Annotated in this window: 22 protein-coding genes; 4 read left to right on the plus strand and 18 right to left on the minus strand. The window is 52.6% G+C overall.

The window, feature by feature from the left end; all coding sequences use genetic code 11:
- Positions 1–356: 356 nt before the first annotated feature.
- Genes hemG through pepQ form a run of 4 tightly spaced genes read right to left on the minus strand, consistent with a single transcriptional unit; the run spans position 357 to position 4,350 of the window.
- On the minus strand, positions 357–896 hold the full coding sequence (gene hemG, locus ABIC79_RS22465) for a menaquinone-dependent protoporphyrinogen IX dehydrogenase (RefSeq protein ID WP_112197625.1): 540 nt from the start codon (positions 894–896) through the stop codon (positions 357–359).
- A gap of 22 nt (positions 897–918) precedes the next feature.
- Entirely contained in the window at positions 919–2,370 is a 1,452-nt protein-coding gene (gene trkH, locus ABIC79_RS22470; protein WP_013577421.1) for a Trk system potassium transporter TrkH, read from the minus strand.
- A gap of 37 nt (positions 2,371–2,407) precedes the next feature.
- Positions 2,408–3,019 carry an IMPACT family protein gene (locus ABIC79_RS22475; RefSeq protein ID WP_013577422.1) on the minus strand — a complete coding sequence of 204 codons (612 nt, stop codon included), beginning with the start codon at positions 3,017–3,019 and terminating at the stop codon, positions 2,408–2,410.
- A complete protein-coding gene (gene pepQ, locus ABIC79_RS22480) occupies positions 3,019–4,350 on the minus strand; it encodes a Xaa-Pro dipeptidase (protein WP_013577423.1) in 1,332 nt (443 codons plus the stop codon). Before pepQ ends, ABIC79_RS22475 begins: the two co-directional genes overlap by 1 nt.
- Before the next feature lie 189 nt (positions 4,351–4,539).
- Here pepQ and fadB point away from each other — a divergent pair, with 189 nt between their 5' ends.
- Both fadB and fadA read left to right on the plus strand, forming a co-directional pair.
- On the plus strand, positions 4,540–6,732 hold the full coding sequence (gene fadB, locus ABIC79_RS22485; RefSeq protein WP_119262165.1) for a fatty acid oxidation complex subunit alpha FadB: 2,193 nt from the start codon (positions 4,540–4,542) through the stop codon (positions 6,730–6,732).
- An 11-nt stretch (positions 6,733–6,743) separates the two neighbouring features.
- Positions 6,744–7,907, plus strand: coding sequence for an acetyl-CoA C-acyltransferase FadA (gene fadA / locus ABIC79_RS22490; RefSeq protein ID WP_119262166.1), 1,164 nt, complete (start codon positions 6,744–6,746; stop codon positions 7,905–7,907).
- A gap of 116 nt (positions 7,908–8,023) precedes the next feature.
- Here the strand turns inward: fadA and fre are convergent, their stop codons facing one another.
- The 3 genes from fre to pepE form a co-directional block, all read right to left on the minus strand.
- Entirely contained in the window at positions 8,024–8,725 is a 702-nt protein-coding gene (gene fre / locus ABIC79_RS22495) for an NAD(P)H-flavin reductase (protein ID WP_013577426.1), read from the minus strand.
- Between the two features lie 48 nt (positions 8,726–8,773).
- A complete protein-coding gene (gene ubiD, locus ABIC79_RS22500; protein WP_013577427.1) occupies positions 8,774–10,264 on the minus strand; it encodes a 4-hydroxy-3-polyprenylbenzoate decarboxylase in 1,491 nt (496 codons plus the stop codon).
- 194 nt (positions 10,265–10,458) lie between these two features.
- Positions 10,459–11,184, minus strand: coding sequence for a dipeptidase PepE (gene pepE / locus ABIC79_RS22505; RefSeq protein ID WP_013577428.1), 726 nt, complete (start codon positions 11,182–11,184; stop codon positions 10,459–10,461).
- 172 nt (positions 11,185–11,356) lie between these two features.
- On the opposite strand from pepE, the gene rfaH reads away from it, so the two are divergent.
- On the plus strand, positions 11,357–11,845 hold the full coding sequence (gene rfaH / locus ABIC79_RS22510) for a transcription/translation regulatory transformer protein RfaH (protein WP_015690568.1): 489 nt from the start codon (positions 11,357–11,359) through the stop codon (positions 11,843–11,845).
- 61 nt (positions 11,846–11,906) lie between these two features.
- Here rfaH and tatD read toward each other — a convergent pair whose 3' ends face one another.
- The 11 genes from tatD to katE all read right to left on the minus strand — a co-directional run bounded on the left by tatD (position 11,907) and on the right by katE (position 23,314).
- On the minus strand, positions 11,907–12,686 hold the full coding sequence (tatD, locus tag ABIC79_RS22515; protein ID WP_354568559.1) for a 3'-5' ssDNA/RNA exonuclease TatD: 780 nt from the start codon (positions 12,684–12,686) through the stop codon (positions 11,907–11,909).
- A 60-nt stretch (positions 12,687–12,746) separates the two neighbouring features.
- The gene (gene tatC, locus ABIC79_RS22520; RefSeq protein ID WP_013577431.1) at positions 12,747–13,514 is read right to left on the minus strand and encodes a Sec-independent protein translocase subunit TatC; all 768 of its coding nucleotides are present in this window, start codon (positions 13,512–13,514) and stop codon (positions 12,747–12,749) included.
- A gap of 2 nt (positions 13,515–13,516) precedes the next feature.
- Positions 13,517–14,164, minus strand: a complete 648-nt coding sequence (gene tatB / locus ABIC79_RS22525) for a Sec-independent protein translocase protein TatB (RefSeq protein WP_013577432.1) — start codon at positions 14,162–14,164, stop codon at positions 13,517–13,519.
- 3 nt (positions 14,165–14,167) lie between these two features.
- Positions 14,168–14,434 (minus strand): twin-arginine translocase subunit TatE, encoded by a 267-nt coding sequence (tatE, locus tag ABIC79_RS22530; RefSeq protein WP_013577433.1) that lies wholly within the window; start codon positions 14,432–14,434, stop codon positions 14,168–14,170.
- A 73-nt stretch (positions 14,435–14,507) separates the two neighbouring features.
- On the minus strand, positions 14,508–16,139 hold the full coding sequence (gene ubiB, locus ABIC79_RS22535; RefSeq protein WP_013577434.1) for a ubiquinone biosynthesis regulatory protein kinase UbiB: 1,632 nt from the start codon (positions 16,137–16,139) through the stop codon (positions 14,508–14,510).
- On the minus strand, positions 16,136–16,744 hold the full coding sequence (gene ubiJ / locus ABIC79_RS22540) for a ubiquinone biosynthesis protein UbiJ (protein ID WP_013577435.1): 609 nt from the start codon (positions 16,742–16,744) through the stop codon (positions 16,136–16,138). Before ubiJ ends, ubiB begins: the two co-directional genes overlap by 4 nt.
- A gap of 13 nt (positions 16,745–16,757) precedes the next feature.
- Positions 16,758–17,513 (minus strand): bifunctional demethylmenaquinone methyltransferase/2-methoxy-6-polyprenyl-1,4-benzoquinol methylase UbiE, encoded by a 756-nt coding sequence (ubiE, locus tag ABIC79_RS22545; protein WP_013577436.1) that lies wholly within the window; start codon positions 17,511–17,513, stop codon positions 16,758–16,760.
- Positions 17,514–17,654: 141 nt separating this feature from the next.
- On the minus strand, positions 17,655–19,196 hold the full coding sequence (gene rmuC / locus ABIC79_RS22550; RefSeq protein ID WP_119262168.1) for a DNA recombination protein RmuC: 1,542 nt from the start codon (positions 19,194–19,196) through the stop codon (positions 17,655–17,657).
- Between the two features lie 157 nt (positions 19,197–19,353).
- Positions 19,354–19,881: a DedA family protein gene (locus ABIC79_RS22555; protein ID WP_013577438.1), complete on the minus strand. Its 528-nt coding sequence runs from the start codon at positions 19,879–19,881 to the stop codon at positions 19,354–19,356.
- 165 nt (positions 19,882–20,046) lie between these two features.
- A complete protein-coding gene (gene udp / locus ABIC79_RS22560) occupies positions 20,047–20,808 on the minus strand; it encodes a uridine phosphorylase (protein ID WP_013577439.1) in 762 nt (253 codons plus the stop codon).
- 223 nt (positions 20,809–21,031) lie between these two features.
- Positions 21,032–23,314 carry a catalase HPII gene (gene katE / locus ABIC79_RS22565; RefSeq protein WP_015690570.1) on the minus strand — a complete coding sequence of 761 codons (2,283 nt, stop codon included), beginning with the start codon at positions 23,312–23,314 and terminating at the stop codon, positions 21,032–21,034.
- A 183-nt stretch (positions 23,315–23,497) separates the two neighbouring features.
- Here katE and ABIC79_RS22570 point away from each other — a divergent pair, with 183 nt between their 5' ends.
- The gene (locus ABIC79_RS22570; RefSeq protein WP_013577441.1) at positions 23,498–24,325 is read left to right on the plus strand and encodes a dienelactone hydrolase family protein; all 828 of its coding nucleotides are present in this window, start codon (positions 23,498–23,500) and stop codon (positions 24,323–24,325) included.
- The last annotated feature ends 52 nt before the right edge of the window (positions 24,326–24,377 follow it).

Genomic DNA, 24,377 nt, shown 5'->3' on the forward strand with positions numbered 1-24,377 from the left:
TTGGTCACTCTAAGACTTGATATTTTTTGCCACCGAGGTGGCTGATATCGTCTTGTGAGTGCCCACACAGATTGTCTGATAAATTGTTAAAGAGCGTACGCTGCGAGAATTAACTCAGCAACGTGGGAGGCAGATAATACTCTTTCTCCCTGAAGAGTCAACCATTTTCTTTTACAAGATGCGGTGTTTTCACCGGGTTGATTCTTCCTGACTGGGCGACTTGGTTCTTGTTAGAGGAGTCGTTGTTCCCGGTCAGTGGAGGCGCATTATAGGGAGTTCTCAGAAGGCCGCAACCCCTAATTTCAAAAAACTTTCTGAATGCTTTCTTTTTGGCCTGAACGTCTATTAAGCCCGCATTATTGCGATTTTTTATACGATATTTGCCCAAAATCTTCAGCGAATTTGGCCACCTGCTGCCAGTCGGTATATTCCACTTCTTTACGGGTATCTGTTTCACCACCTGTCATCCGCATAATCAGTTGGATCATGACCTTATCGAACCAGCGATATCGCGGATAACGTAATGCGCCAGCAAAGACACCGCACATTGCCGGTTCCCACGGGGATGCCAGCAGGAATTTACGTACATAGGCATTAGTCTGTGGCGTTCGTTTTTCGGGTTTGCGCGCTGTCAGGTTGACGCCGAAAAAAGCCGACGGCATGTGATTCAAGGTTTCGGCGTGTTTTTTAACGAACTTATCCAGCACCGGGTTAAAGTGACCGTAACGTATAGAAGCGCCGATCATCACCTGGTCATAGCTTTTCAAATCGACATGTTCCGCATGTACCAGATCAACAACATCGCAGTTGCACTTTTCTTTCAGCTCACTTGCTATATAAGAAGCGATAGCATGTGTCTGCCCGTCACGACTTGAATAGAGTATCAACGCTTTCATACTTGTTTCCCTTTCTTAAAACTCATTCCCGCCAGAACGTCGGCGTGAACAGCACTAATAATGTGAAGACTTCCAGACGACCAAACAACATGGTGACGATCAGGATCCATTTCGCCACGGAATTCATCGAAGCAAAGTTATCAGCCACCACCCCCAGCCCCGGGCCAAGGTTATTGAGTGTGGCGGTAACCGCAGCAAAGGCGGAGAAGTTATCCACACCGGTGGCAACAATCGCCAGCATGCTGACAATAAATACCAGCGCGTAAGCGGAGAAGAAACCCCATACCGCTTCTATGATACGTTCAGGCAACGCGCGGTTACCCAATTTGATGGTGTAAACCGCATTCGGGTGAACCAGCCTTTTCAGCTCGCGCGAACCCTGTAAATAAAGCAAAAGAATACGGATCACTTTAAGACCGCCGCCCGTTGAACCGGCACAACCACCGATAAAAGCAGAGCACAATAATAGAAGCGGCAGGAACAGCGGCCATTTGGAAATACTGTCCGTGGTATAGCCTGCTGTGGTGGCCATTGATACCACCTGGAAGAATGCCTGATTGAGCGTTTCCAGCGGCGAGCCGTAGGTATTGTGGATCCACAGAATCACCGTGCAGATCACGACCAGCGTGAACTGCACGCCGATAAACATGCGAAATTCCGGATCACGCCAGTATACCTTGAGGTTTCGCCCGCTCAGCACCGCAAAGTGCAGGCCGTAGTTACAGCCGGAGATCAACAGGAATACCGCCACAATGGTATTAATCGTTCCGCTATGGAAATAGCCGATGCTGGCATCATGCGTCGAGAAGCCACCGATGGCGATAGTCGAGAAACTATGGCTGATGGCATCAAAGACCGGCATACCCGCGCCCCATAATGCCAGCGCACAGGCGATGGTCAGCAGCACATAGATAAGCCACAGCGTTTTTGCTGTTTCGGCGATACGCGGGCGCATCTTGTTATCTTTCAGCGGCCCCGGCATTTCGGCGCGATACAACTGCATTCCGCCGACCCCCAATATCGGCAGAATGGCTACCGCGAGCACAATGATCCCCATACCACCAAACCATTGCAGCATCTGCCGGTAGAAGAGAATCGCTTTCGGCAAAGAATCCAGCCCGACCAGTGTGGTCGCGCCCGTCGTCGTCAGGCCGGAGAAAGATTCAAAGAAAGCATCGGTAAGGGAAAGATTCGGCCGCTCGGAGAACAGAAAAGGCAATGCCCCGACGCTGCCCAGCACCGTCCAGAACAGCACCACAATCAGGAAACCTTCCCGTGGCTTCAGCTCACTTTTCTGCTTCCGGTTTGGCAGCCAGAGAAATAACCCAATCGCCAGGGCGACAAAGAAGGTCTGACTGAACGCACGCCCCGCACCATCGCGGTAAATTAAAGCGACCAGACCGGGAATAATCATCGTTCCCGAGAAAAGGATGACGAGCACCCCCACAATGCGTGTTATGGCACGAAAATGCATGCTGGTGCGTTCCTCAGCGAATTAACCATAGAAAAATTTAAGAAACCGGACGCAGGATTAGCGTGCCACGGCTGATATCGAACAAATGGCTGACGGTTGCCGGTGCATCTGCGGCAGGCAACGCCAGAACGAGATCCACCGCCGCGCCGTATTCACTGCGTAAAATATGGCCGCCAACCTGCAAAAGCAGCGTTTCCACCAGCTGTAACTGGCTGTAATCACACTGCACCGCGAACTCCGCCAGCGGAACCTTTTGCTGCACGATAAGTTGTTTCAATGCCTGCTGAACACCGCCGCCGTAGGCTTTCACTAACCCGCCAGTACCCAGCATTATGCCACCGTAATAACGCACCACGACGGCGGTGATCTCCCCGACTCCGCTTCCCATCAGCTGACTTAAGATCGGTTTACCGGCTGTGCCCGCCGGTTCGCCATCATCAGAAAAGCCCAGTTGCTGAGAATCAGCAGGCGCGCCAGCTACAAACGCCCAGCAGTGATGACGCGCTGCCGGATGCTGGTTTCTGACCTCCTGAATAAAAGCCTTTGCCACTTCAACTCCCTCAGTTCTCGCCAGCAGGGTGATGAAGCGACTCTTCTTTATTTCTTCGCTGAAACTGACAGGCTCAGCGGGGACGGGATAAGGCTGCATCAGGCCAGCTTCAGATCACGTGTCATATTTTCGATACGATTATCGTGGATGACAATGTTGTCTTCGATACGAATGCCGCCAAATGACTTCATGGCATTGATGCGATCCCAGGCAAAGTGTTTGCTAAACTGCCCTTCGCGCCACGGTAACAGCAACGAATCGATGAAATACAAACCCGGCTCGATAGTCAGCACCATGCCTGGCTCAATCACACGGGTACAACGCAGGTAGGGATATTGCGAAGGCGCGGCCAGATGCGTGCCGGTATCATCCTGCATAAACCCGGCGACATCGTGAACCTGTAACCCCAGCGGATGCCCCAGACCATGCGGCAGGAAAGGCCCGGTCAGGTTCTGTTCCACCATGGCGTCTTCACTAATATCCACCACCAGCTTATGCGCTTTCAACAATTTGGCGATACGGTGATGCATCTGAACATGATAGTCGGTATAGCGCACACCGGCTTTAATCGTATCAATTAACGCAAGTTCTTCCGTATTGAGATCTTTCACGAGTGCTGCGAAATCACTGTCCGGTTTTGCGGCATAGGTACGCGTCAGATCGGCGGCATAACCGTTATATTCTGCACCGGCATCAAGCAGGAAGCTGTGCATTTCGGCAGGCGGCTGATTATCGAGCGTAGTGTAATGCAGTACGGAAGCGTGTTCATTGAGCGCGACAATGTTGCTGTAAGGCACATCGGTATCACGATGACCGGTAGCAGTGAGATACGCCAGATTGATATCAAATTCGCTCATGCCGGAAAGGAACGCTTCTTTCGCCGCGCGATGGCCACTGACCGCGACTTTCTGCGCTTCACGCATACAGGCCAGTTCATAGTCTGTTTTGTAAGCGCGATGATAATGCAGGAAATCCAGTACCACTTTCGGATTCACGTTCGCCGCAGGGATACCCATGCTGATCGCACGTTCCTGACTGTAACCGATGTAACCCACACGTTTGAGATCAACCGGCAACTGGCCTTTGATATCGTCAGCGTTGGCCAGCGGCGTCAGGGAAATCTCTTTCGTCCAGAAGGACTCCGGCAGCGGCTCATGGCTGTGCCAGTAATCCACCGGAGAATAGAACCACAGCTTCGGCGCATTCACGCCATCCACCCACAACCAGCAGTTCGGCACTTTGGTGACCGGCACCCAGGCTTTGAACTGCGGATTGACTTTGAAGGGATAACTGTGGTCATCAAGGAAGGTCGTCAGCAACTCACCGGAGTGAATCAGTAACGCATCAAGCTGAGAACGTTGCAGAATTTCACGGGCACGCGTCTGCAGCGTGGCGATATGTTCTTTATAAAGCGTAGTAAGCGATTCCATCCAACTGTCCTTTTTTCACCTGAATGACGATGCAGCATCTTACCACAGCCTCACCGCGACCATAGTCCCGGAAGGTTTGTGATCTTGCCTGCAAATAAAACACATCTCATTTGCAAATTATTAACATAAAAACCACACTCCAAAACATCTGGTCATACCAGATCATCCCAGATGATTCAGGAGAGACACATGCTCTACCAAGGCGAAACACTACACCTGCACTGGCTCGACGGCGGTATCGCGGAGCTGGTGTTTGATGCTCCAGGCTCGGTTAACAAGCTCGACACCCAAACTGTCGCCAGCCTGGGCGAAGCCATTGCAGTACTTGAAAAACAGTCTGACCTGAAAGGTCTGCTGCTCAGTTCGGCCAAACCAGCGTTTATCGTGGGCGCGGATATCACCGAATTTTTATCCCTGTTCAACGCGCCAGCCGAAAAACTGCATGAATGGCTGGATTTCGCCAACAGCATTTTTAACCGGCTGGAAGACCTGCCGGTACCGACAATTTCTGCCATCAGCGGTTATGCGCTGGGCGGTGGTTGCGAATGCGTGCTGGCGACAGATTTTCGTATCAGCACTGCCGATGCCCGGATTGGCCTGCCGGAAACCAGTTTAGGAATTATGCCGGGCTTCGGCGGTTCCGTACGTCTGCCACGTCTGATTGGTACTGACAGTGCGCTGGAAATTATCGCCGCCGGTAAAAATATCAGTGGAAAAGAGGCCCTGAAAGTCGGGCTGGTCGATGCGGTGGTTGAAGCCGATAAACTGCGCGACGCTGGCATCAGCATGCTGAGAAACGCCGTTGACGGCAAACTGGAATGGCATAACCGTCGTGATCCTAAACGTCTGCCGTTGAAACTCAGCCAGATTGAAGCGGCGATGAGCTTCAGCGTCGCCAAAAGTATGGTCATGCAAAATGCCGGTAAACACTATCCGGCGCCCATGAGCGCGGTGAAAACCATAGAAGCCGCGGCCCGTCTGGGTCGCGATGAAGCGTTGCAGCTGGAAACCGCCAGCTTTGTGCCGCTCGCACAATCAAAAGAAGCCCGCGCACTGGTCAGTATTTTCCTTAACGATCAGTTTGTGAAAAGCAAAGCCAAAAAACTGGCGCAAGACAGCGAAAAACCAAAACAGGCCGCCGTATTGGGCGCGGGCATTATGGGCGGCGGGATCGCCTACCAGTCTGCGCTGAAAGGCGTGCCGGTTGTGATGAAAGATATCAACGACCAGTCCCTGACGCTCGGCATGAACGAGGCTGCCAAGTTGCTGAACAAGCAACTGGAGCGCGGTAAACTCGACGGTCTGAAAATGGCTAAAGTGCTGTCGACCATTCATCCGACGCTGGATTACAGCGGCATCGAACGTGCCTCTGTGGTCGTTGAAGCCGTGGTCGAGAATCCTAAAGTGAAGGCCGCGGTGCTGGCGGAAGCGGAATCTCTGCTCGGCACCGATACCGTTCTGGCCTCGAATACCTCGACCATTCCTATCGATCTGTTGGCGTCTTCGCTCAAACGCCCGGAAAACTTCTGTGGTATGCACTTCTTCAACCCGGTGCATCGTATGCCGCTGGTCGAAATCGTGCGTGGTGAGAAAACCTCAGACAAAACGATTTCGCGCATCGTTTCTTACGCACTGGCGATGGGTAAAACGCCTATCGTGGTCAACGACTGCCCGGGATTCTTCGTCAACCGCGTACTGTTCCCGTATTTCTCCGGTTTCAGTCTGTTACTGCGTGATGGCGCTGATTTCCGCCAGATCGACAAAGTGATGGAAAAACAGTTCGGCTGGCCGATGGGTCCGGCTTATCTGCTGGATGTGGTCGGCATCGACACCGCGCATCACGCCCAGGCCGTGATGGCCGCCGGTTTCCCTGAGCGCATGGCGCGGGATTACCGTGACGCTGTTGATGTGCTGTTTGATAACCGTCGTTTTGGGCAGAAAAATCAACTCGGTTTCTACCGTTACAGCGAAGACAGCAAAGGCAAGCCGCGCAAGGAAGTTGACGAACAGGCGATCAGTCTGCTGGCCGACAACCTGAAACCAGCACACACTGACTTCTCACCACAGGACATCATCGCCCGCATGATGATTCCGATGATTAACGAAGTGGTGCGCTGCTTTGAGGAAGGCATTATTGCCAGCCCGGCCGAAGCCGACATGGCGCTGGTCTACGGCATCGGATTCCCTCCTTTCCACGGCGGCCCGTTCCGTTATCTCGATACCCTCGGTACCACTGAGTATCTGAAAATGACTGAACAGTATGCACATCTGGGGCCGATGTATCAGGCACCGGAAGGGCTACGCGCCAAAGCGCAAACCAATGAAAGTTACTATCCGGTTGCCGCTCCGCTGGAAAACTTCAGCACCGGTAATCAGGCATAAGGACCGAAATCATGGAAAACGTAGTCATTGTTGACGCAGTCCGCACGCCAATGGGCCGTTCAAAAGGCGGCGCATTCCGCCATGTCAGGGCTGAAGATCTCTCCGCGCATCTGATGCGTGCCGTACTGGCCCGTAATCCGGCGCTGAACGCCAAAGATATTGATGATATTTACTGGGGCTGCGTCCAGCAGACGCTGGAACAAGGCTTCAACATTGCCCGTAACGCGGCGCTGCTGGCGGAAATACCGCACAGTGTTCCCGCGACTACGGTCAACCGTCTGTGCGGTTCTTCCATGCAGGCGCTGCATGACGCCGCCCGCGCCATTATGGTCGGTGACGCACAGGTCAGCCTGATCGGCGGTGTGGAACATATGGGTCATGTGCCGATGAATCATGGTGTGGATTTCCATCCGGGGCTGAGCAAAACCGTAGCGAAAGCCGCAGGGATGATGGGACTGACGGCGGAAATGCTGGCAAAAATGCACCAGATCAGCCGTGAAATGCAGGATGAATTTGCCGCACGTTCACATCAGCGTGCTCATGCAGCCACCGTAGCCGGGCATTTCGCTAACGAAATTGTGCCGACCGAAGGCCATAACGCCGATGGCGTTCTGACCCGTTATGATTTCGACGAAGTGATCCGCCCGGAAACGACGGTCGCCACACTGGCAGCTTTACGCCCGGCGTTCGATCCGGTGAATGGCACTGTCACGGCGGGAACTTCTTCTGCCCTCTCCGACGGCGCATCGGCAATGTTGCTGATGAGTGAATCCCGTGCCAAATCTTTAGGTCTGAAAGCCCGTGCCCGCATCCGCGCCATGGCGGTGGTGGGCTGCGACCCGTCCATTATGGGTTATGGCCCGGTGCCAGCAACGCGTCTGGCTCTGAAACGCGCCGGACTGAGCGTGCAGGACATCGGTCTGTTCGAACTGAACGAAGCCTTCGCCGCACAAGCCTTGCCGTGTGTGAAAGATTTGGGACTGCTGGAAACTATGGAGGATCGCGTCAACCTGAACGGCGGTGCCATTGCGCTCGGTCACCCGCTCGGCTGCTCCGGCTCACGTATTTCCACCACACTGCTGAACCTGATGGAGCGCCGCGACGTCCAGTTTGGCGTTGCGACCATGTGTATCGGTTTAGGTCAGGGCATTGCGACCGTTTTCGAACGCATCTGATTCTCTCTTTGTGCAAAAGCAAAAAAGCGGGCATTTAGCCCGCTTTCATCAATGTGTTCTGCCTGTTTTAGTTGCCGTTTTCCCGCCTGTCAGGGGCGGGCTTTTTCATTGTTCAATCAGATGAAAGAGAAAGCATCACCAAACAGACGGTCTTCCTGCGCACCGCGCTCGGCGACAAAACGTTCACGGGCGATTTTAGCCATCTCAAAACGACCGGCGATATAAATGTCGTACTCAGCCAGTGAAGAGAAATCCTGTAAAACCGCGCTCAGCACGGTACCGCTTCTGCCCTGCCAGCCCTCTTCCGGCTGTTCAACTACCGGGATCACCTTCAGGTTCGGATGATTAATGCTCATCGCTTCCAGCTCACCAAGATCGTACAGATGCTTCAGTTCACGCCCGCCCCAGTAAATGGAGATATCGCGGTGCGGTTGCTGCTCAAGTGCGGTGATAAGAATCGAACGGACGTAGGAGAAGCCGGTGCCACCGGCAATCAGCACCAGAGGACGCTCGCCGTCTTCACGTAGCCAGGCATCGCCGTGCGGAATATCAACGGTGATTGCCTGTTCTTTCAAAATGCGATCCATCACGGCCATCGCGTACAAATTCAGTTCAGACGCGCCGATGTGCAGCTCAATCACATTGTGTTGAGCCGGCGTCGAGGCCAGCGAGAACGGGCGCTTGTCACGCTCATCCATTACCACCATAAGATACTGACCCGCGCGGAACGAGAAAGGCGCTTCCGGAACCAGCCGGACGCGATACACCGTATCGGTTATCGCCTCAACCGAGGTCACTTTACAGCTCAATGTTGTCATGCGTTCCCTCTGTGGGTCGTCAAAGCAAAGCGTAGGACAAAGATTCGATTATTTTTTCACATCGTCTTTATCATTAAGAATAGCGAGTTCATCCCAAATAGCGTCAATACGCGCGGTGACTTCCGGGTCTTTCACAATCGGACGTCCCCATTCACGCTGCGTTTCACCCGGCCATTTGTTGGTCGCGTCCATCCCCATTTTCGAGCCAAGGCCCGACACCGGGGAGGCAAAATCGAGATAATCAATCGGGGTATTTTCCACCAGAACCGTATCCCGCGCGGGATCCATCCGGGTGGTGATCGCCCAAATAACGTCGTTCCAGTCGCGGGCATTCACATCGTCGTCGCACACAATCACAAACTTGGTGTACATAAACTGACGCAGGAATGACCAGACCCCCATCATCACGCGTTTAGCATGACCGGCGTATTGCTTCTTCATGGTAACGACAGCCAGACGGTAGGAGCAACCCTCAGGCGGCAGATAGAAATCAACAATTTCCGGAAACTGTTTTTTCAGGATTGGCACAAACACTTCATTCAACGCCACACCCAGAACCGCAGGTTCATCCGGCGGACGGCCGGTGTAGGTCGAATGATAGATGGCATCTTTTCGCTGCGTCATGTGCGTAATGGTAAACACCGGGAAGCTATCCACTTCATTATAGTAGCCGGTGTGGTCGCCATAAGGGCCTTCCGGTGCCATTTCACCCGGCTCGATATACCCTTCAAGCACAATCTCGGCGCTGGCAGGCACTTCCAGATCGTTGGAAATACATTTCACCACTTCCGTTTTGTTACCACGCAACAACCCGGCAAAGGCATATTCAGACAGCGTATCGGGCACCGGCGTCACAGCGCCAAGAATCGTTGCCGGATCGGCACCCAGCGCCACGGAAACCGGAAAACGCTGGCCCGGATTCTGCTGGCACCATTCCTGGAAATCGAGCGCGCCGCCCCGATGGGACAACCAGCGCATGATCACTTTATTTTTACCCAACACCTGCTGACGATAAATGCCCAGATTTTGACGCGGCTTGTTCGGGCCACGAGTCACAGTCAGGCCCCAGGTGATGAGCGGGGCCGCATCTTCCGGCCAGCACTGCATCACCGGAATTTTGGTGATATCGACCGCATCGCCTTCCCAAATCTGCTGCTGACAAGGTGCCGAATGCAGCATTTTGGTCGGCATGTTCAGCACTTGTTTAAACTTCGGCGCTTTGTCGTATAAATCACGAAAACCGCGTGGCGGCTCAGGTTCTTTCAGAAACGCCAGTAATTCACCGACTTCCCGCAACGCACTGACATCTTCTTTGCCCATGCCCATCGCCACACGCTGAGGTGTGCCGAATAAATTGCACAAAACCGGCATGTCGTAGCCTTTAGGATTTTCGAACAAAAGCGCCGGACCACCTGCACGCAGGGTACGATCGGCAATTTCGGTCATTTCCAGATAAGGGTCAACTGACTGGCTAATGCGTTTCAGTTGGCCTCTCTTTTCGAGTAACGAGAGGAAGTCACGTAAATCACGGTATTTCATGCTGATTCTGAGTCGCCAGGTTGAAGGAGAGCATTATAGAGCCTCTCCAGAGTTGTTGCTGCTTTTTTGTTATCAGCAAGTTTGTTATCAGTAAATTTCTTATTGGTAAGTAAAGTCTGATAACGAAAAAGCAGTATAACCGTCAGCCCGGGTATTTTTGGTCTGACGGTGCGGAAGTTATATCGCGACGACAATCACACGCAGTTAAAAGACACCAGAGGCTGGAGCGCCTGAGTATCCTGATATTCCTGTGTGTCTTGCCCGTGGCGGAAAACCTTAAACCCCTGATTTTTAGCACTGAAGTAACTCAGATCATTGCCGGACACCTGCAACAGGCTGCCTTCACGCAACGCAATCACTGATTCAGACGGGTTAACCGCGCAGAATTCCGCAATGCGCTCATCACGGGTTTCGCCCATATGACCGCTTAAATGGGCATCGATGTAATGCGGATTGATTTGCACCGGGAACAGGCCGAGAGCAGGCAGAACCACAGAGTTGCGAACAGGCATATCATTGGTGGTGCGGATGCTTGGCGTGGCGACATTACAACCCGCACTCCAGCCAACATAAGGCACATTGCGCTCACGCACTGCCCGCTGAATTGGTACGATCAGGCTATGTTCATGCAGCATCTGATTAAGCATCCAGGTATTCCCGCCGCTGATCAAAATGCATTGTGCGCCGGCAATAGCTTCAGCAGGATTTTCTGCATGATGAATGCTACTGACGCGAATGCCCAACGTATCAGAAAGTTCCAAGGCGCGGGCATCGTAATCACTGCGGATCAGGGCGTAGGGGACCAGCACGGCAGAGGTGATATTGTGTGCCTCAAACATAGTCTGGATGCGCGTTTTAGCGTAACCCAGTAACTCAGATTCACCTGAAAGCTTGCCGTTACTCAGTAAAAACAGCTCCATGAGATTTCTCCTGATAAAATAGGATTAATAGAGGGGATAAGAACGCGCTTTTCTCCGATAATAAAAGATAACGGGCCGACAATCAGCAAACGTCTGCATAGACTTGCACTGTCTGTATCTCATGAGCGGCTTTTGGTATGCTGCCCCGCTCAACGCTTTTATGTGGGAAACTATGGAATCCTGGTATTTACTCTATTGCAAACGTGGTCAGCTTCTTCGCGCAAAAGAACATCTTGAACGCCAGAACGTTAACTGCCTGACGCCGATGATCACACTGGAAAAACTGGTGCGCGGACGCCGCACTGCGGTCAGCGAGCCACTGTTTCCAAATTACATGTTCATCGAGTTCGACCCTGAGCGGATCCATACCACGACGATCAATGCAACGCGTGGCGTCAGCCACTTCATCCGCTTTGGTGCGAAACTGGCCACCGTCCAGCCTGATGTCATCAAACAGTTGATGGAGCCACCAACAATTGAAATTCGTGATCCTGATACGCCATATGAAGGCGATCAGGTGGTGATTACCGACGGGATTTTTGCCGGTATCGAAGCGATTTATACTGAACCGGACGGCGAAGCACGTTCACTGCTGATGCTTAACCTCATCAACCAGCCGGTTCGTCAGAGCATCGAAAATACGCACTTCCAAAAAATCTGACCGGCATCTCCGCCCAGTACAAATGATAAAGGCACCGTTAAAGGTGCCTTTATCATTGGGTTCAGCGGCACGCGGACAATGCAAAAAGTTTACGTGCATTGTCATCCGTGATATCTGCCAGCCACTGAGGATCTTCCCCGCGCCACAGCGCGACCTGTTTAACAATATGCGGCACATTGCGGCGGTTTTTCGGCTTGTTTTCCATATCACGCGGCAGTAAATACGGTGCATCGGTTTCAAGCATTAACCTGTCCGCAGGGATCAGCGGCAGCATGTCACGTAATTCCAGCCCGCGACGCTCATCGCACACCCAACCGGTGATACCAATCGACAGTCCGAGAGATAAATACAACTCAAGCTCCTGACGGGTGCCGGTGAAACAATGAACCACGCCGCCCGGCAAATCGGACAGCCAGGGTTTCAGCAACGTGGCGAAGCGCTCACCAGCATCACGACAATGCAGAAACACCGGCAACTGTAATTCTTTCGCCAGCGCCAGCTGTGCCGTGAAAGCCGCTTCCTGTCGATCTGCCGGAGAAAAGTTGCGATTGAAATCCAGCCCGCACTCACCGATAGCCACAACATTGGGTAACACTGCAAGCTCACGGATACCGGCTTCAACCTGCGCATTCCAGTGACTTGCCTGATGCGGATGCACGCCCGCCGTCGACCAGCAAAAATCAGGATGCTCATCCGCCATTTTCTGCGCTTCGACACTTTCCTGCGCTGACGTTCCGGTGATCAACATGCCGCTCAGACCGGCAGTTCTGGCTCTTTCCACTACCTGCAGCCGATCTTTATCAAACTGACTGCTGGTGAGATTTATACCGATTTCAAACATGGGGAGTCCTGAAACAGAAACCGCCCAACAGGGCGGTTTCTATGTATAACGAAAGAAACTTTAAGCAGGCTGATCCGGATCGGTCTCGTTGTCGACGTCCGACCGGCGACGGCCTCCGACATAGAAACGGGCAAAGAACACGCCGATTTCAAACAACAGGTACATTGGAATGGCCAGCAATGTTTGCGAGAACACATCCGGCGGTGTTAACAACATCCCGACCACAAAAGCCCCGACCAGCACATACGGACGTTTCTTTTTCAAGTCTTCGGGTGTCGTTACACCACTCCAGCAAAGCAACACAATCGCGATAGGCACTTCGAAGGAGACGCCAAACGCCATAAACAACGCCATCACGAAATCGAGATAGTTGTTAATGTCGGTGGCTATCTGCACGCCAGCCGGTGCAGTTTTCGCAAAGAAAGCAAACGCCAGCGGAAACACGACGAAATAAGCAAACGCCACACCGAGATAAAATAACGCGGAGCTTGAAAACAGCAGCGGCATCATGAGACGGCGTTCGTGTTTGTAGAGCGCCGGAGCCACAAATGCCCAGACCTGATACAAAATGAACGGTGCAGAGACAAACACCGAGACAATCATGGTCAGTTTGATAGGCGTAAAGAACGGCGACGCGACGTCAGTCGCAATCATGCTCGCGCCCAGCGGCATTTGTTTGATCAGCGGTGAAGCCACCAACTGATAGATGTCATTTGCGAAATAAACCAGCGCTAAAAACACCACAATAATGCAGATAATGGCATTTAACAGGCGCTTACGCAGCTCAATCAGATGACTGATAAGGGGTTGTGTATCTTCAACTGCCATGTTTAACGCTCGCCTGTCGTTTGAGTTGATGAAGCCGGTTTAGCCGGTGCTGCGGGTTCAGCCACAGGGGCTTCAGCAGCAGTTTTCACAACCGGTGAAACGTCAACAGAAGCGTCAGCCGCGTGTTCCGCCGAGGCCGTCAGCTTTTCAGCCGCAACATGCGCCGTTTTATTTGAGGCCAGAGCGGCATCAACAGCACTTTGTGGTGCCGTTGCCGGTGCAGAAACCACATTGTCGGCAGCAGCAGGAGACACACCCGCATCATGGTGCGCTTCAGCTTCATCCAGAACAGGGTTGTGGATGGTGTTGCCTTCCGCTTTGGCTTCTTCCACAGCTTTCTCTGCAGGATTCAATCCTGAATTGATCGACTGCTTCATAGATTCTGCGGCTTCTTTCAACTCGTCCATAGATGCTTTGATTTCTGGCGTGAGATTCTTCAGACCGGCTTCTTCCGCTTTCTTCAGGCTATCCTGCAATTCCTGGAGTTTCAGTTCCTGCGACAATTCGCTTTGAACTGAAGCAGCCATGGCACGAAGCGTACGGATCCAGCCTGCTACTGTTCTGACTGCTACAGGTAAACGCTCGGGCCCGAGGACAACCAGGCCAATCACCAATACCAGCAGCAGTTCACTAAATCCAATATCGAACACGGCTTATACCTGCTCTTTGTTTTGGCTCTTGGTGTCTTCTGCTTTCGCTTCTGGCTTGCTTTCAACAGACTTTGCTACGAAATCAGCATCAGTGGGAGAAACGTCAGCGTCTTTAGTTTTTGACTGGCTGTCGTCGTCACTCATGGCTTTTTTGAAGCCTTTGATGGAAGCACCCAGATCAGAACCCAGACCACGCAGTTTCTTCGTACCGAACAGCAGTACCACAAGAACAACGAGGATCAGGATTTTTGTAATACTAATACCACCCATTATTTTCACCTCAAACAGGAAGGAACGACATTTATTGCCGTCCGCAAACGGCATTCGATTTAAAACAATTTGCTCAGCTGGCGCGCTTCCATCCGATTAACCAGGAAACAACACCGGCTGCCATCAGGCAGGCGGGGTAAACCTTAACGCCACCCAACAGTAAGAGGGTTCCGCTCAGTAACAGCGTCGCACCCATTCCCAACAAATAACGAGACTGCCCCTGACGGGAACTCTGGTTATGGATCTGGGAGGAAAGCTTCTCAATGTTGTATTGCAACAGCTTGTGCTGATGCAGGCTCTGATAAACCAAATCTGGCAGTTCAGGCATTTTCTCAATCCAGAACGGCGCACGCTCTTTCAGTGCGCGGATCATCGCCGGCAGACCCACCTGATCACGAACCCAGCTTTCGAGGAAAGGTTTCGCCGTTGTCCACAAATCCAGTTGAGGATAAAGCTGACGCCCGAGGCCTTCGACATACAACAGTGTCTTTTGCAGCAACACCAACTGAGGCTGGACTTCCATATTAAAACGGCGAGCCGTATTAAACAGATTTAACAATACGTTACCGAAGGAAATATCCGCCAGCGGTTTCTCAAAAATCGGTTCACACACTGTCCGAATTGCAAATTCGAATTCTTCAACGTTGGTATCTCGCGGGACCCAGCCGGAATCGACATGCAATTCAGCTACTTTGCGGTAATCACGGTTAAAGAACGCGATGAAATTCTCCGCCAGATAGCGCTTGTCTTCCTTATTGAGCGAACCAACTATGCCGCAATCAATGCCTATGTAGCAAGGATCTTCAGGCGTTTCGTAGCTCACAAAAATATTGCCCGGATGCATATCCGCATGGAAGAAACTGTCGCGAAAAACCTGAGTGAAGAAGACCTGTACACCGCGCTCCGCCAGCAATTTCATATTGGTGCCCTGTTTTTTCAGCGCCTCAATATCAGAAACAGGGATCCCGTAAATACGTTCCATCACCATCAATTGTTCGCTGCAATAGTCCGGGTACACTTCCGGCACATACAGCATCGGGCTACCTTCAAAGTTACGGCGAAGCTGAATGGCATTCGCGGCTTCACGTAACAGATTCAGTTCATCAAGCAGCGTTTTCTCATACTCACGTACCACTTCACGCGGACGCAAACGGCGACCATCCGGTAACAAAATCGGTAGCCAGCCAGCAAGACGCGACATCAAACGGATATCAGCAACAATGGTCGGTAAAATATCCGGACGGATAACTTTGAGCACCACCGGTTTGCCGTTTTCTTTCAGGATCGCCGTGTGCACCTGAGCAATAGACGCAGACGCCAGCGGCGTCTGATCGAACTCATCAAACCAGGTTTCCAGCGGGCCACCCAGCGCGGCATCAATTTGCTGACGGGCTTTCGCACCATCAAACGGCGGAACATGGTCCTGAAGCAAAGCCAGCTGATCGGCTATGTGCGGGGGGAAAAGATCGCGGCGTGTAGACATCATCTGACCGAACTTGATCCAAACCGGCCCAAGCTGTTCCAGTGCCAGGCGCATGCGCTCACCTAACGGCTTTTCTTTATGACGATTTGGTAACCAGAAAAAAAGATAACGACCAATTCTCAGTGGTAACGTTAAGCGGATTTTAGGGATCAGTTCGTCAAGGCCGTAGATCAGAAACATGCGGATAATCAGATATAAACGTCGCATTTCCCTAGGCGTCACGGTTTGTCCTCCAGTTTTTTGATACGTTTATCCAGCGCATCCAGCTCACACACCAGTGCGGAAACCTCATCACTAAACCAGACAACTTCCAGCGGACCGGGTGCCATTTTCCACTCTTCAGTCAGCGTTTGCGCCACATAGCTCTGCTGGTGTTTCAACCCTTTTTGCAAAAAGCTGAAAACGCCCTGCACGGTCTGACTCAGCCCCTGTGCCGCAATGTCACCGATATAGGGTGCCAGAAATTCCGCAGGCTCAATTTCCGCCATATCCAGCAATGCAGAGAACTGCTGAACCAGGGCGATATCGCCATCAACTACCAGCTCGCCACTGCGCATCATGGGCGACAACTGCTGGCGATCACGTAACTTATGCAGCACTGACAGTTTCGAGGTGACGGTGCAATCTGCCGCGCCGTCCCATTGCCCGAGCACATCAATTTTCTGTTCACTGAACACAAACGTCAGTGGTGTACTCAGTTCCTGCAATTCCACACGCAGAACTTTACCGGCCAGACGTGTCCGCGCCGCCTTCATGCTGCGATCTCTGAAAAGCAGGTAATTAAGCGGCGTCTCGATAGCGGCAGTCAGTAACGGCGTTAACAACATCGGCATACTCATATCAGAATTTGAAACCCCGATGTAACGCCACAATGCCGCCAGTCAGGTTGTGATAAGTCACATTTTCAAAACCTGCGTCCGCCATCATTCCTTTCAGTGTTTCCTGATCCGGATGCATACGGATTGATTCAGCCAGATACCGGTAGCTTTCAGCATCGTGCGCAACCAGCTCACCAATACGCGGTAAAATATGGAAGGAATAGGTGTCGTAAGCTTTGCTCAGCGGCTTCAGCACCGGTTTGGAGAATTCCAGTACCAGCAGACGCCCGCCCGGCTTGAGTACGCGGAACATGGAACGCAGCGCCTTCTCTTTTTCAGTCACGTTACGCAGACCGAAAGAGATGGTGATACAGTCAAAATAGTTGTCCGGGAACGGCAGAGCCTCGGCATTCGCCTGAACGTAGCTGACGTTGCCGACGATGCCAAGATTGCGCAGCTTTTCGCGGCCCATCTTCAGCATGGAATCATTGATATCCGCCAGCACGACTTCGCCTTTCTCACCCACCAGACGGGAAAATTTTGCGGTCAGATCGCCCGTACCACCGGCCAGATCCAGCACACGTTGTCCCTGACGGACACCGCTGCAATCAATAGTGAAGCGTTTCCAGATGCGATGAATACCGAAAGACATCAGATCATTCATCAAATCATATTTTGCCGCAACGGAATGGAAGACTTCTGCCACCATTTCCTGTTTTTCATCTTTGGCTACTGTACGAAAACCAAAATGGGTGGTTTCCGGCGTCTGCTTTTCCATTATTTATGCCTGCTTTTTCAGTCGAACTCTTGGGGAGAAGTGTATCAGAACCCGTTCGAAAGCCCCATCACCGATGGTGATTCAACATATTGCAAAAATTCATGCATTGAATCACAAATACAGTGCAGGCCCTCTGACCCGCTATGTCTGCTGGTGGGGAGTTAACTCACCCGGGTTCAGCGTCTGTTCTTCTTCCGCATCAGAGGTATCGGGCAGAGATGCGGTGTCTTCAGGTTCATTTTCCGCTTTCGCTATTTCAGCCAGAGACGGACTGATAGGCCGTTTAACTTCAACACCCAGCGCGCGGAAACTTTCCACCTGTCCGATAAGATTACCACGGCCTTGCGAGAGTTTATTCATCGCGGATCGATAACTTCCCTGCGCTTTGTCGAGACTTTGTCCCATCGACTCCATGTCATCCACAAACAGCCGCAGTTTGTCGTAAAGACGTGCCGCGCGGTCGGCGATACGTTTGGCGTTCTGACTCTGATGCTCATAGCGCCACAAGTTACTGATCGTTCGCAGCGCCACCAGCAGGGTCGTCGGGCTGACCAGCATAATATTGTGCCGGAGCGCTTCGCTAATCAATTCTGGCTCACGGTCGATAGCCAGCAGAAAAGCGGGCTCAACAGGGATAAACATCAGCACATAATCGAGGCTGCGCAGACCGGGAAGTTGCTGGTAATCTTTGCGCCCGAGCAGGCGGATATGTCCGCGCACCGAGGCAATATGTTCATTGAGTGCCGCTTCCCGCTCGCTGTCATCCTCGCTGTTGAAATAGCGCTCATACGCGACCAGGGTCATTTTGGCATCAATCACTACGTCTTTATTCTGCGGTAACCTGACGACCACATCAGGTTGCATCCGGCTGTTGCTGTCAACCTGCACGCTGACCTGAGTCTGGTACTCATGCCCTTCACGTAAACCGGAAGCCTCGAGCACGCGGCTCAGCACCACTTCCCCCCAGTTGCCCTGCGTTTTGTTGTCACCTTTCAGTGCCTTGGTCAGGTTGACGGCTTCACGGGCCATCTCCACATTCAGTTGCTGCAGATTGCGGATCTCATGCGCCAGCGTATGGCGTTCACGGGCTTCCTGCCCAAAGCTGTCCTGCACCTGACGACGGAAACCATCCAGTTGCTCGCGCAACGGCAACAGTAACTTGTCGAGACTTTGCTTGTTCTGTTCGTCGGCACGGCGGCCATTTTGTTCGAAAATCCGGTTAGCCAGATTTTCAAACTGGCTGCTCAGGCGCTGTTCGCTGTTAATCAGCAGACGCTGCTTTTCTTCAGCCGCCATGCGGGTTTCATCCAGACGGGTTGAAACCTCACGCAACTCTGCTTCCTGCGCGCTGTTGATTTCCCGCTGCGCACGCAGTTCCTGATTCAGTTGCTCACACTCGTTTTGCCAGTGGGCAAGCAGTTGTAATTTTTCCTGACTGGCCGCCTGCAGGCTATGCAGTTTTCGCAGCTCAAGTTCAGCCTCACGCAGTTGCTGCTGCCCTGATTGCCGCTCGCTTTTGTGCGTATCATTTTCCGCTTTAGCCTGTTCCAGCGATTGTTCCAGCAAACGGCGCTGCGTTTCATACTCCGTCTGCTGTTGCTGTTGGCGCAGGCTGGCGATAAGCCAACCTACGAGTAAGCCCATTAACCCCGCCCCCAGGGCTGTCAGGATGCTGATATCCACGCGATTTCCCTCTTAAAGTCTCTTGCGGCCAAGGTAATGTCAGGCTGTATGGATGTCCAGTCTATTTTCTGTTGCATTGAGCCTTTGCGAGACGTCTTCCAAAAAGGAATTTCTCTGTATTTGCCCCCTTGCGATAGCCAGCCACAGAGAGCAGCATTCAAAACCAGCGGCTCAGCCACTGAATGCCGAAAGCACCTGGCGCCAGGATGCCGAAAGCCCAGATGAGTGCAGACGTCACATTCGCAATCTGGAAATATTTTTGCGGCATACCGCAGATACCGGCAACCAGTGGCACAACGGCACGAAGCGGGCCAAAGAAGCGGCCGATAAAAGCCCCGGGCATGCCCCATTTTTCAAAGAAAGCATGTCCACGAACCAGCATTTGCGGATGGCGGGAGAAAGGCCAGAAATTGCCAACCCGATCCTGATAACGGGCACCAATCCAGTAAGAAAGCCAGTCTCCCAGGAAAGCGCCTGCGGCGGCGGCGGCCCAGATGGGCCAGAACGGAATACCGGTTTCGCCAATCAGCGCGCCGAGTCCCAGCAAGATAAACGTTGCCGGTAGCAGCAGGGAAAGGAATGCCAGAGACTCACCAAAAGCCAGAAAGAAAACGATCGGTGCAGCCCACACCTGATGGGCGCGGATGAAGGTAGTGGTGTACTCAAGAAGGTCGTGAACAGTCAAAAATGCAGTTCCTTTTGTCAGAGATTCGGGAGGAGGTTCATCAATTATTCCAGATGGATTACTAACATGACCTTAACAGATCTGCTTAGCAGGGCAAAAAAATGGGCCGCCAGAGGCAGCCCATTGATGTGATGATGTGATGTGGTTGTTTTAGTTTTATAGGGACTAAATAAGCCTGCGGGCTGCTTCTACAACAATCTTCACCGCATGACTTTCAGTCTTTTTCATGGTTTCCGCATTAGGGATTTCCTGCTGCGTGCGGTTCACGATAACACCCGCCACCATCCCCGCGCGCAGGCCCTGGCTTGCACACATGGTCAGCAGAGTCGCGGATTCCATTTCGTAGTTCATGACGCCCATTTCCTGCCACTCTTTCATCGATTCTTTGAAGCGACGGACAACACGGCCAGAGTAAGTGTCATAACGTTCCTGACCCGGATAGAAGGTGTCAGAAGAGGCGGTAACGCCAATGTGCGTCGCGGCACCCACGGCTTCTGCCGCCGCAACCAGCGCGGTGGTGCAGGCAAAATCGGCTACTGCAGGGAATTCCATCGGCGCAAAGTGCAGGCTCGCGCCATCAAGGCGAACGGCAGCGGTCGTGACCAGAACGTCACCGACATTGATGTGTGGCTGGATAGCACCAGTTGTGCCGACTCGCAGGAAAGTACGGATCCCCAGTTGCGCCAGTTCTTCAACCGCAATAGAGGTCGAAGGGCCACCAATACCGGTTGAGCAAACAATCACAGATTTGCCATCAAGCTCAGCACGCCATGAGGTAAATTCGCGGTGGGAAGCCAGACGAACCGGGTTCTCCATCAATTTGGCAATTTTTTCCACGCGCTCAGGGTCGCCGGGAACAATCGCCAGCGTCGCGCCGTTTAAATCTTTTTTGGCCAGGCCAAGATGGAAAACTTCAGGCTGAGACATAACAAACTCCTCTGTGTGTAAGGTCATTTATTGGCAGGAGGAACACCCGGCAACTGTACTGAACATTGTGACGTTATTTCGTGACGGTCGTCACTATGATGTAACAACAGGAATTTCACATACATTTATTTTGTGATTCAAGTCACAAAATAAGGAGGGGTGAGGGAATTTTAAACAGGCAATCTCCGCTGCCGGGGATTGCCTGTTTATCAGTTACAGTTAATCAGGCAGGAACGGCATCTGCCGCCGCACTGCGCGACCAGATCCGGTGTTTGAGCATGTCTTTCAGAAACGCCTTCAGCAACGCTCCTTCTGCTTTTTCACCTTCCACAACGCCCTCTTCCGGCACATCATCCGTCAGCCCCAGCAGCGATTTGAAGCGGCGTGCATCGCCACTTAGCCCCACCACTTTCAGGTGTTTGTAGGCTTCGAGCACATAATGCCGTGCATCGCCATTCATCAGCAGTGCGTCGATATGCCCATGCGGAACAATCACTGCATCAACGGTGATGGAAGGCGATCCGGCAAACGTAGCATCAACCGGCAACGTAGAACCATCATCGGCAGTCACACTCCCTAAGTGACTGGCCAGCAGCTTAGGGTGAACGCCAGCGGCCTGAAGTGCCTGTAAGGTTTCCAGAACATCCGCCGCATTCACACCTTCACCCAGCAATATCGCCACCTGCCGCCCTTTGATCGTGCCTTTACCGCTGGCATACAAACTCAGCGACGGATCATTTTTCAGCCCATTCACGGGCTTCGGCGGCTTGATCTTCAGGGTGTCAGCGGAAAGGGTAATACCCAGATTTTTCGCCACTTTCTGCGCCAGCGTCTGATCAACATGCGCTAACAGATCCACGACCCGCTCGCGGATATACGGCCGCGCCACCTTCGATAATTCAAATGAGAAAGCGCCGATAATATGATCCTGCTCCGCTGTTGTCTGGCTCAGCCAGAACAGGCGCGGATGGGCATAATATTCGGCAAATGACGGACTGCGCTGACGGATTTTTTCTGCATCAACCCGTTCAGGATAACTTTCAAAGCCACCGCCGGACGCTGCCGGAGGTGTTTCCCTCGGCCAGTTATTGTTGATGGAATTCGGCTCGTAGTTCGCCGGATTCGTATCAATGTCCTGACGGTGCATGCCGTCACGCTGGAAGTTATGGAAAGGGCACGTCGGCCGGTTAATCGGAATTTCATGGAAATTAGGCCCGCCCAGACGACTGATTTGCGTGTCGGTGTAAGAGAACAGTCGCCCCTGCAACAGCGGATCATTGGTGAAATCTATGCCCGGCACAATGTGCCCCGGGTGGAACGCGGCTTGCTCGGTTTCAGCAAAGAAATTATCGGGGTTACGGTTGAGCACCATTTTGCCGATCAGTTCTACCGGCACCAGTTTTTCAGGGATGAGTTTGGTCGGGTCGAGCAGGTCGAAATCAAATTTGAATTCATCTTCTTCAGGGATCAACTGCACACCCAGTTCGTATTCCGGATAATCTCCGGCTTCGATGGCTTCCCACAAATCACGGCGGTGGAAATCGGCATCTTTCCCGGCCAGTTTCTGCGCTTCATCCCATAACAGAGAGGCTTTTCCGGCCAGCGGTTTCCAGTGGAAACGCACAAAAGTGGCTTTGCCTTTTGCATTCACGAAACGGAAAGTATGGATGCCAAAACCTTCCATCGTGCGGTAACTGCGCGGAATGCCCCGGTCAGACATCGCCCAGAACACGTTATGCAGGGTTTCCGGTTGCAGGGACACGTAATCCCAGAAGGAATCGTGCGCACTCGCTCCCTGCGGGATTTCGTTATGCGGTTCGGGTTTTACCGCATGCACAAAATCAGGGAATTTATGGGCATCCTGAATAAAGAACACCGGTGTATTGTTACCGACCAGGTCGTAAATGCCTTCATCGGTATAAAACTTGGTCGCCCAGCCGCGGATATCACGCACGGTATCTGCCGAACCACGGGAACCCTGAACGGTAGAGAAACGCACAAATACCGGCGTTTTCTTTTCAGGATCAGACAGGAAGCTGGCTTTGGTCACCGCCTTCATACTGCGATAGGGCTGGAAATAACCGTGCGCCGCAGCGCCCCGCGCATGAACGATACGTTCGGGAATGCGCTCATGGTCGAAGTGAGTAATTTTTTCACGGAGAATGAAATCTTCAAGCAGTGTCGGGCCACGATTTCCGGCTTTCAGCGAGTTCTGATCATCAGAGATTTTGGTGCCCTGATTGGTGGTCAGCGGCTGTTTTTCACCATTTTTGCGGTGGCGTTCTAATGCATCGAGTTTAGCATTGGTATTTTCCGGACTCTTCGCACTGCCGGACGCTGTCGGTTCTTTTCCTGGCGGTGTCGGTTGTGGCGAAGGCTGATAAATACGATCGCCGGGCGCAAGATCCCCCAGGCCTGGCTGTGAAGATTCAATGCCCGTGGCGGGGGCGCGGCTTACCGATTTTGACTCGCTTTTCTTGGTCACTTTAGAGGGTGATTTTGACATTGAACATAGCTCCTCGACAAAGGTTTCGGGTGTTCTGTAGACGTTCTGTAAATCTTCCATGATGACTTTCCTGATTAACTTTTAACTATAGAACATCTCTTGCGCCTTGCTGTTCATGCTTTCCGGCTATAGTTTTAATCCATAGCCACAGATTTTCGTATGGACACTTGCCTGGAGACCCCAATGAAAAAAGAAGAATTGCTTACCCTGAAACAGGCTCCGACCAGCTTTGCCCCTGCCGTCACTCCCGTCGCCAGCACCACTATCCATACCGATACTGACGGGCTGCACGCAGGCCAGACCACCATACCCTCGCAGGGCGAAGATATGCCCGCCTACCTCGCCCGTCCGGAACAGTTCACCGGTAAATTGCCGATCGTGCTGGTGGTGCAGGAAATTTTTGGTGTACACGAACACATTCAGGATATCTGCCGCCGTCTGGCGAAACAGGGTTATATGGCCATCGCGCCGGAGTTGTACTTCCGTCAGGGCGACCCGCGTGACTACACTGAAATCAGTGAGCTTTTTGCTAAACTGGTCAGTAAAGTGCCGGATCAGCAGGTGCTTGCAGATCTCGATCACACTGCACACTGGGCATCACAACATGGCGGGGACATTTCTAAATTAGGCATCACAGGTTTCTGCTGGGGCGGGCGCATTACCTGGCTGTACGCGGCGCACAATCCGCAGCTGAAAGCGGGCGTGGCGTGGTACGGCAAACTGGTCGGCGATAAAACGCTGACCAGCCCGTCAAATCCGGTTGACCGCGCCGCCGCGCTGGATGCACCGGTTCTGGGTTTATACGGCGCAGAAGATTCCAGCATTCCTCTGGATACCATTGAAACCATGCGTCAGGCCATTCGCGCAGCCAATGCTACGGCGGAAATCGTGGTATATCCGGAAGCGGGCCACGCGTTTAACGCCGATTATCGCCCGAGTTACCACGCTGAAGCCGCCGCCGACGGCTGGCAACGGATGCTGGATTTCTTTGCGCAGTATGGGGTTAAGTAATAAAAAGTATGGTGTGCAGTAAAAGGACACCGACCAGAATGACAAAAGCCCG

The sequence above is a fragment of the Rahnella sp. 2050 genome (assembly GCF_040544515.1).
Lineage (GTDB): Bacteria > Pseudomonadota > Gammaproteobacteria > Enterobacterales > Enterobacteriaceae > Rahnella > Rahnella aceris.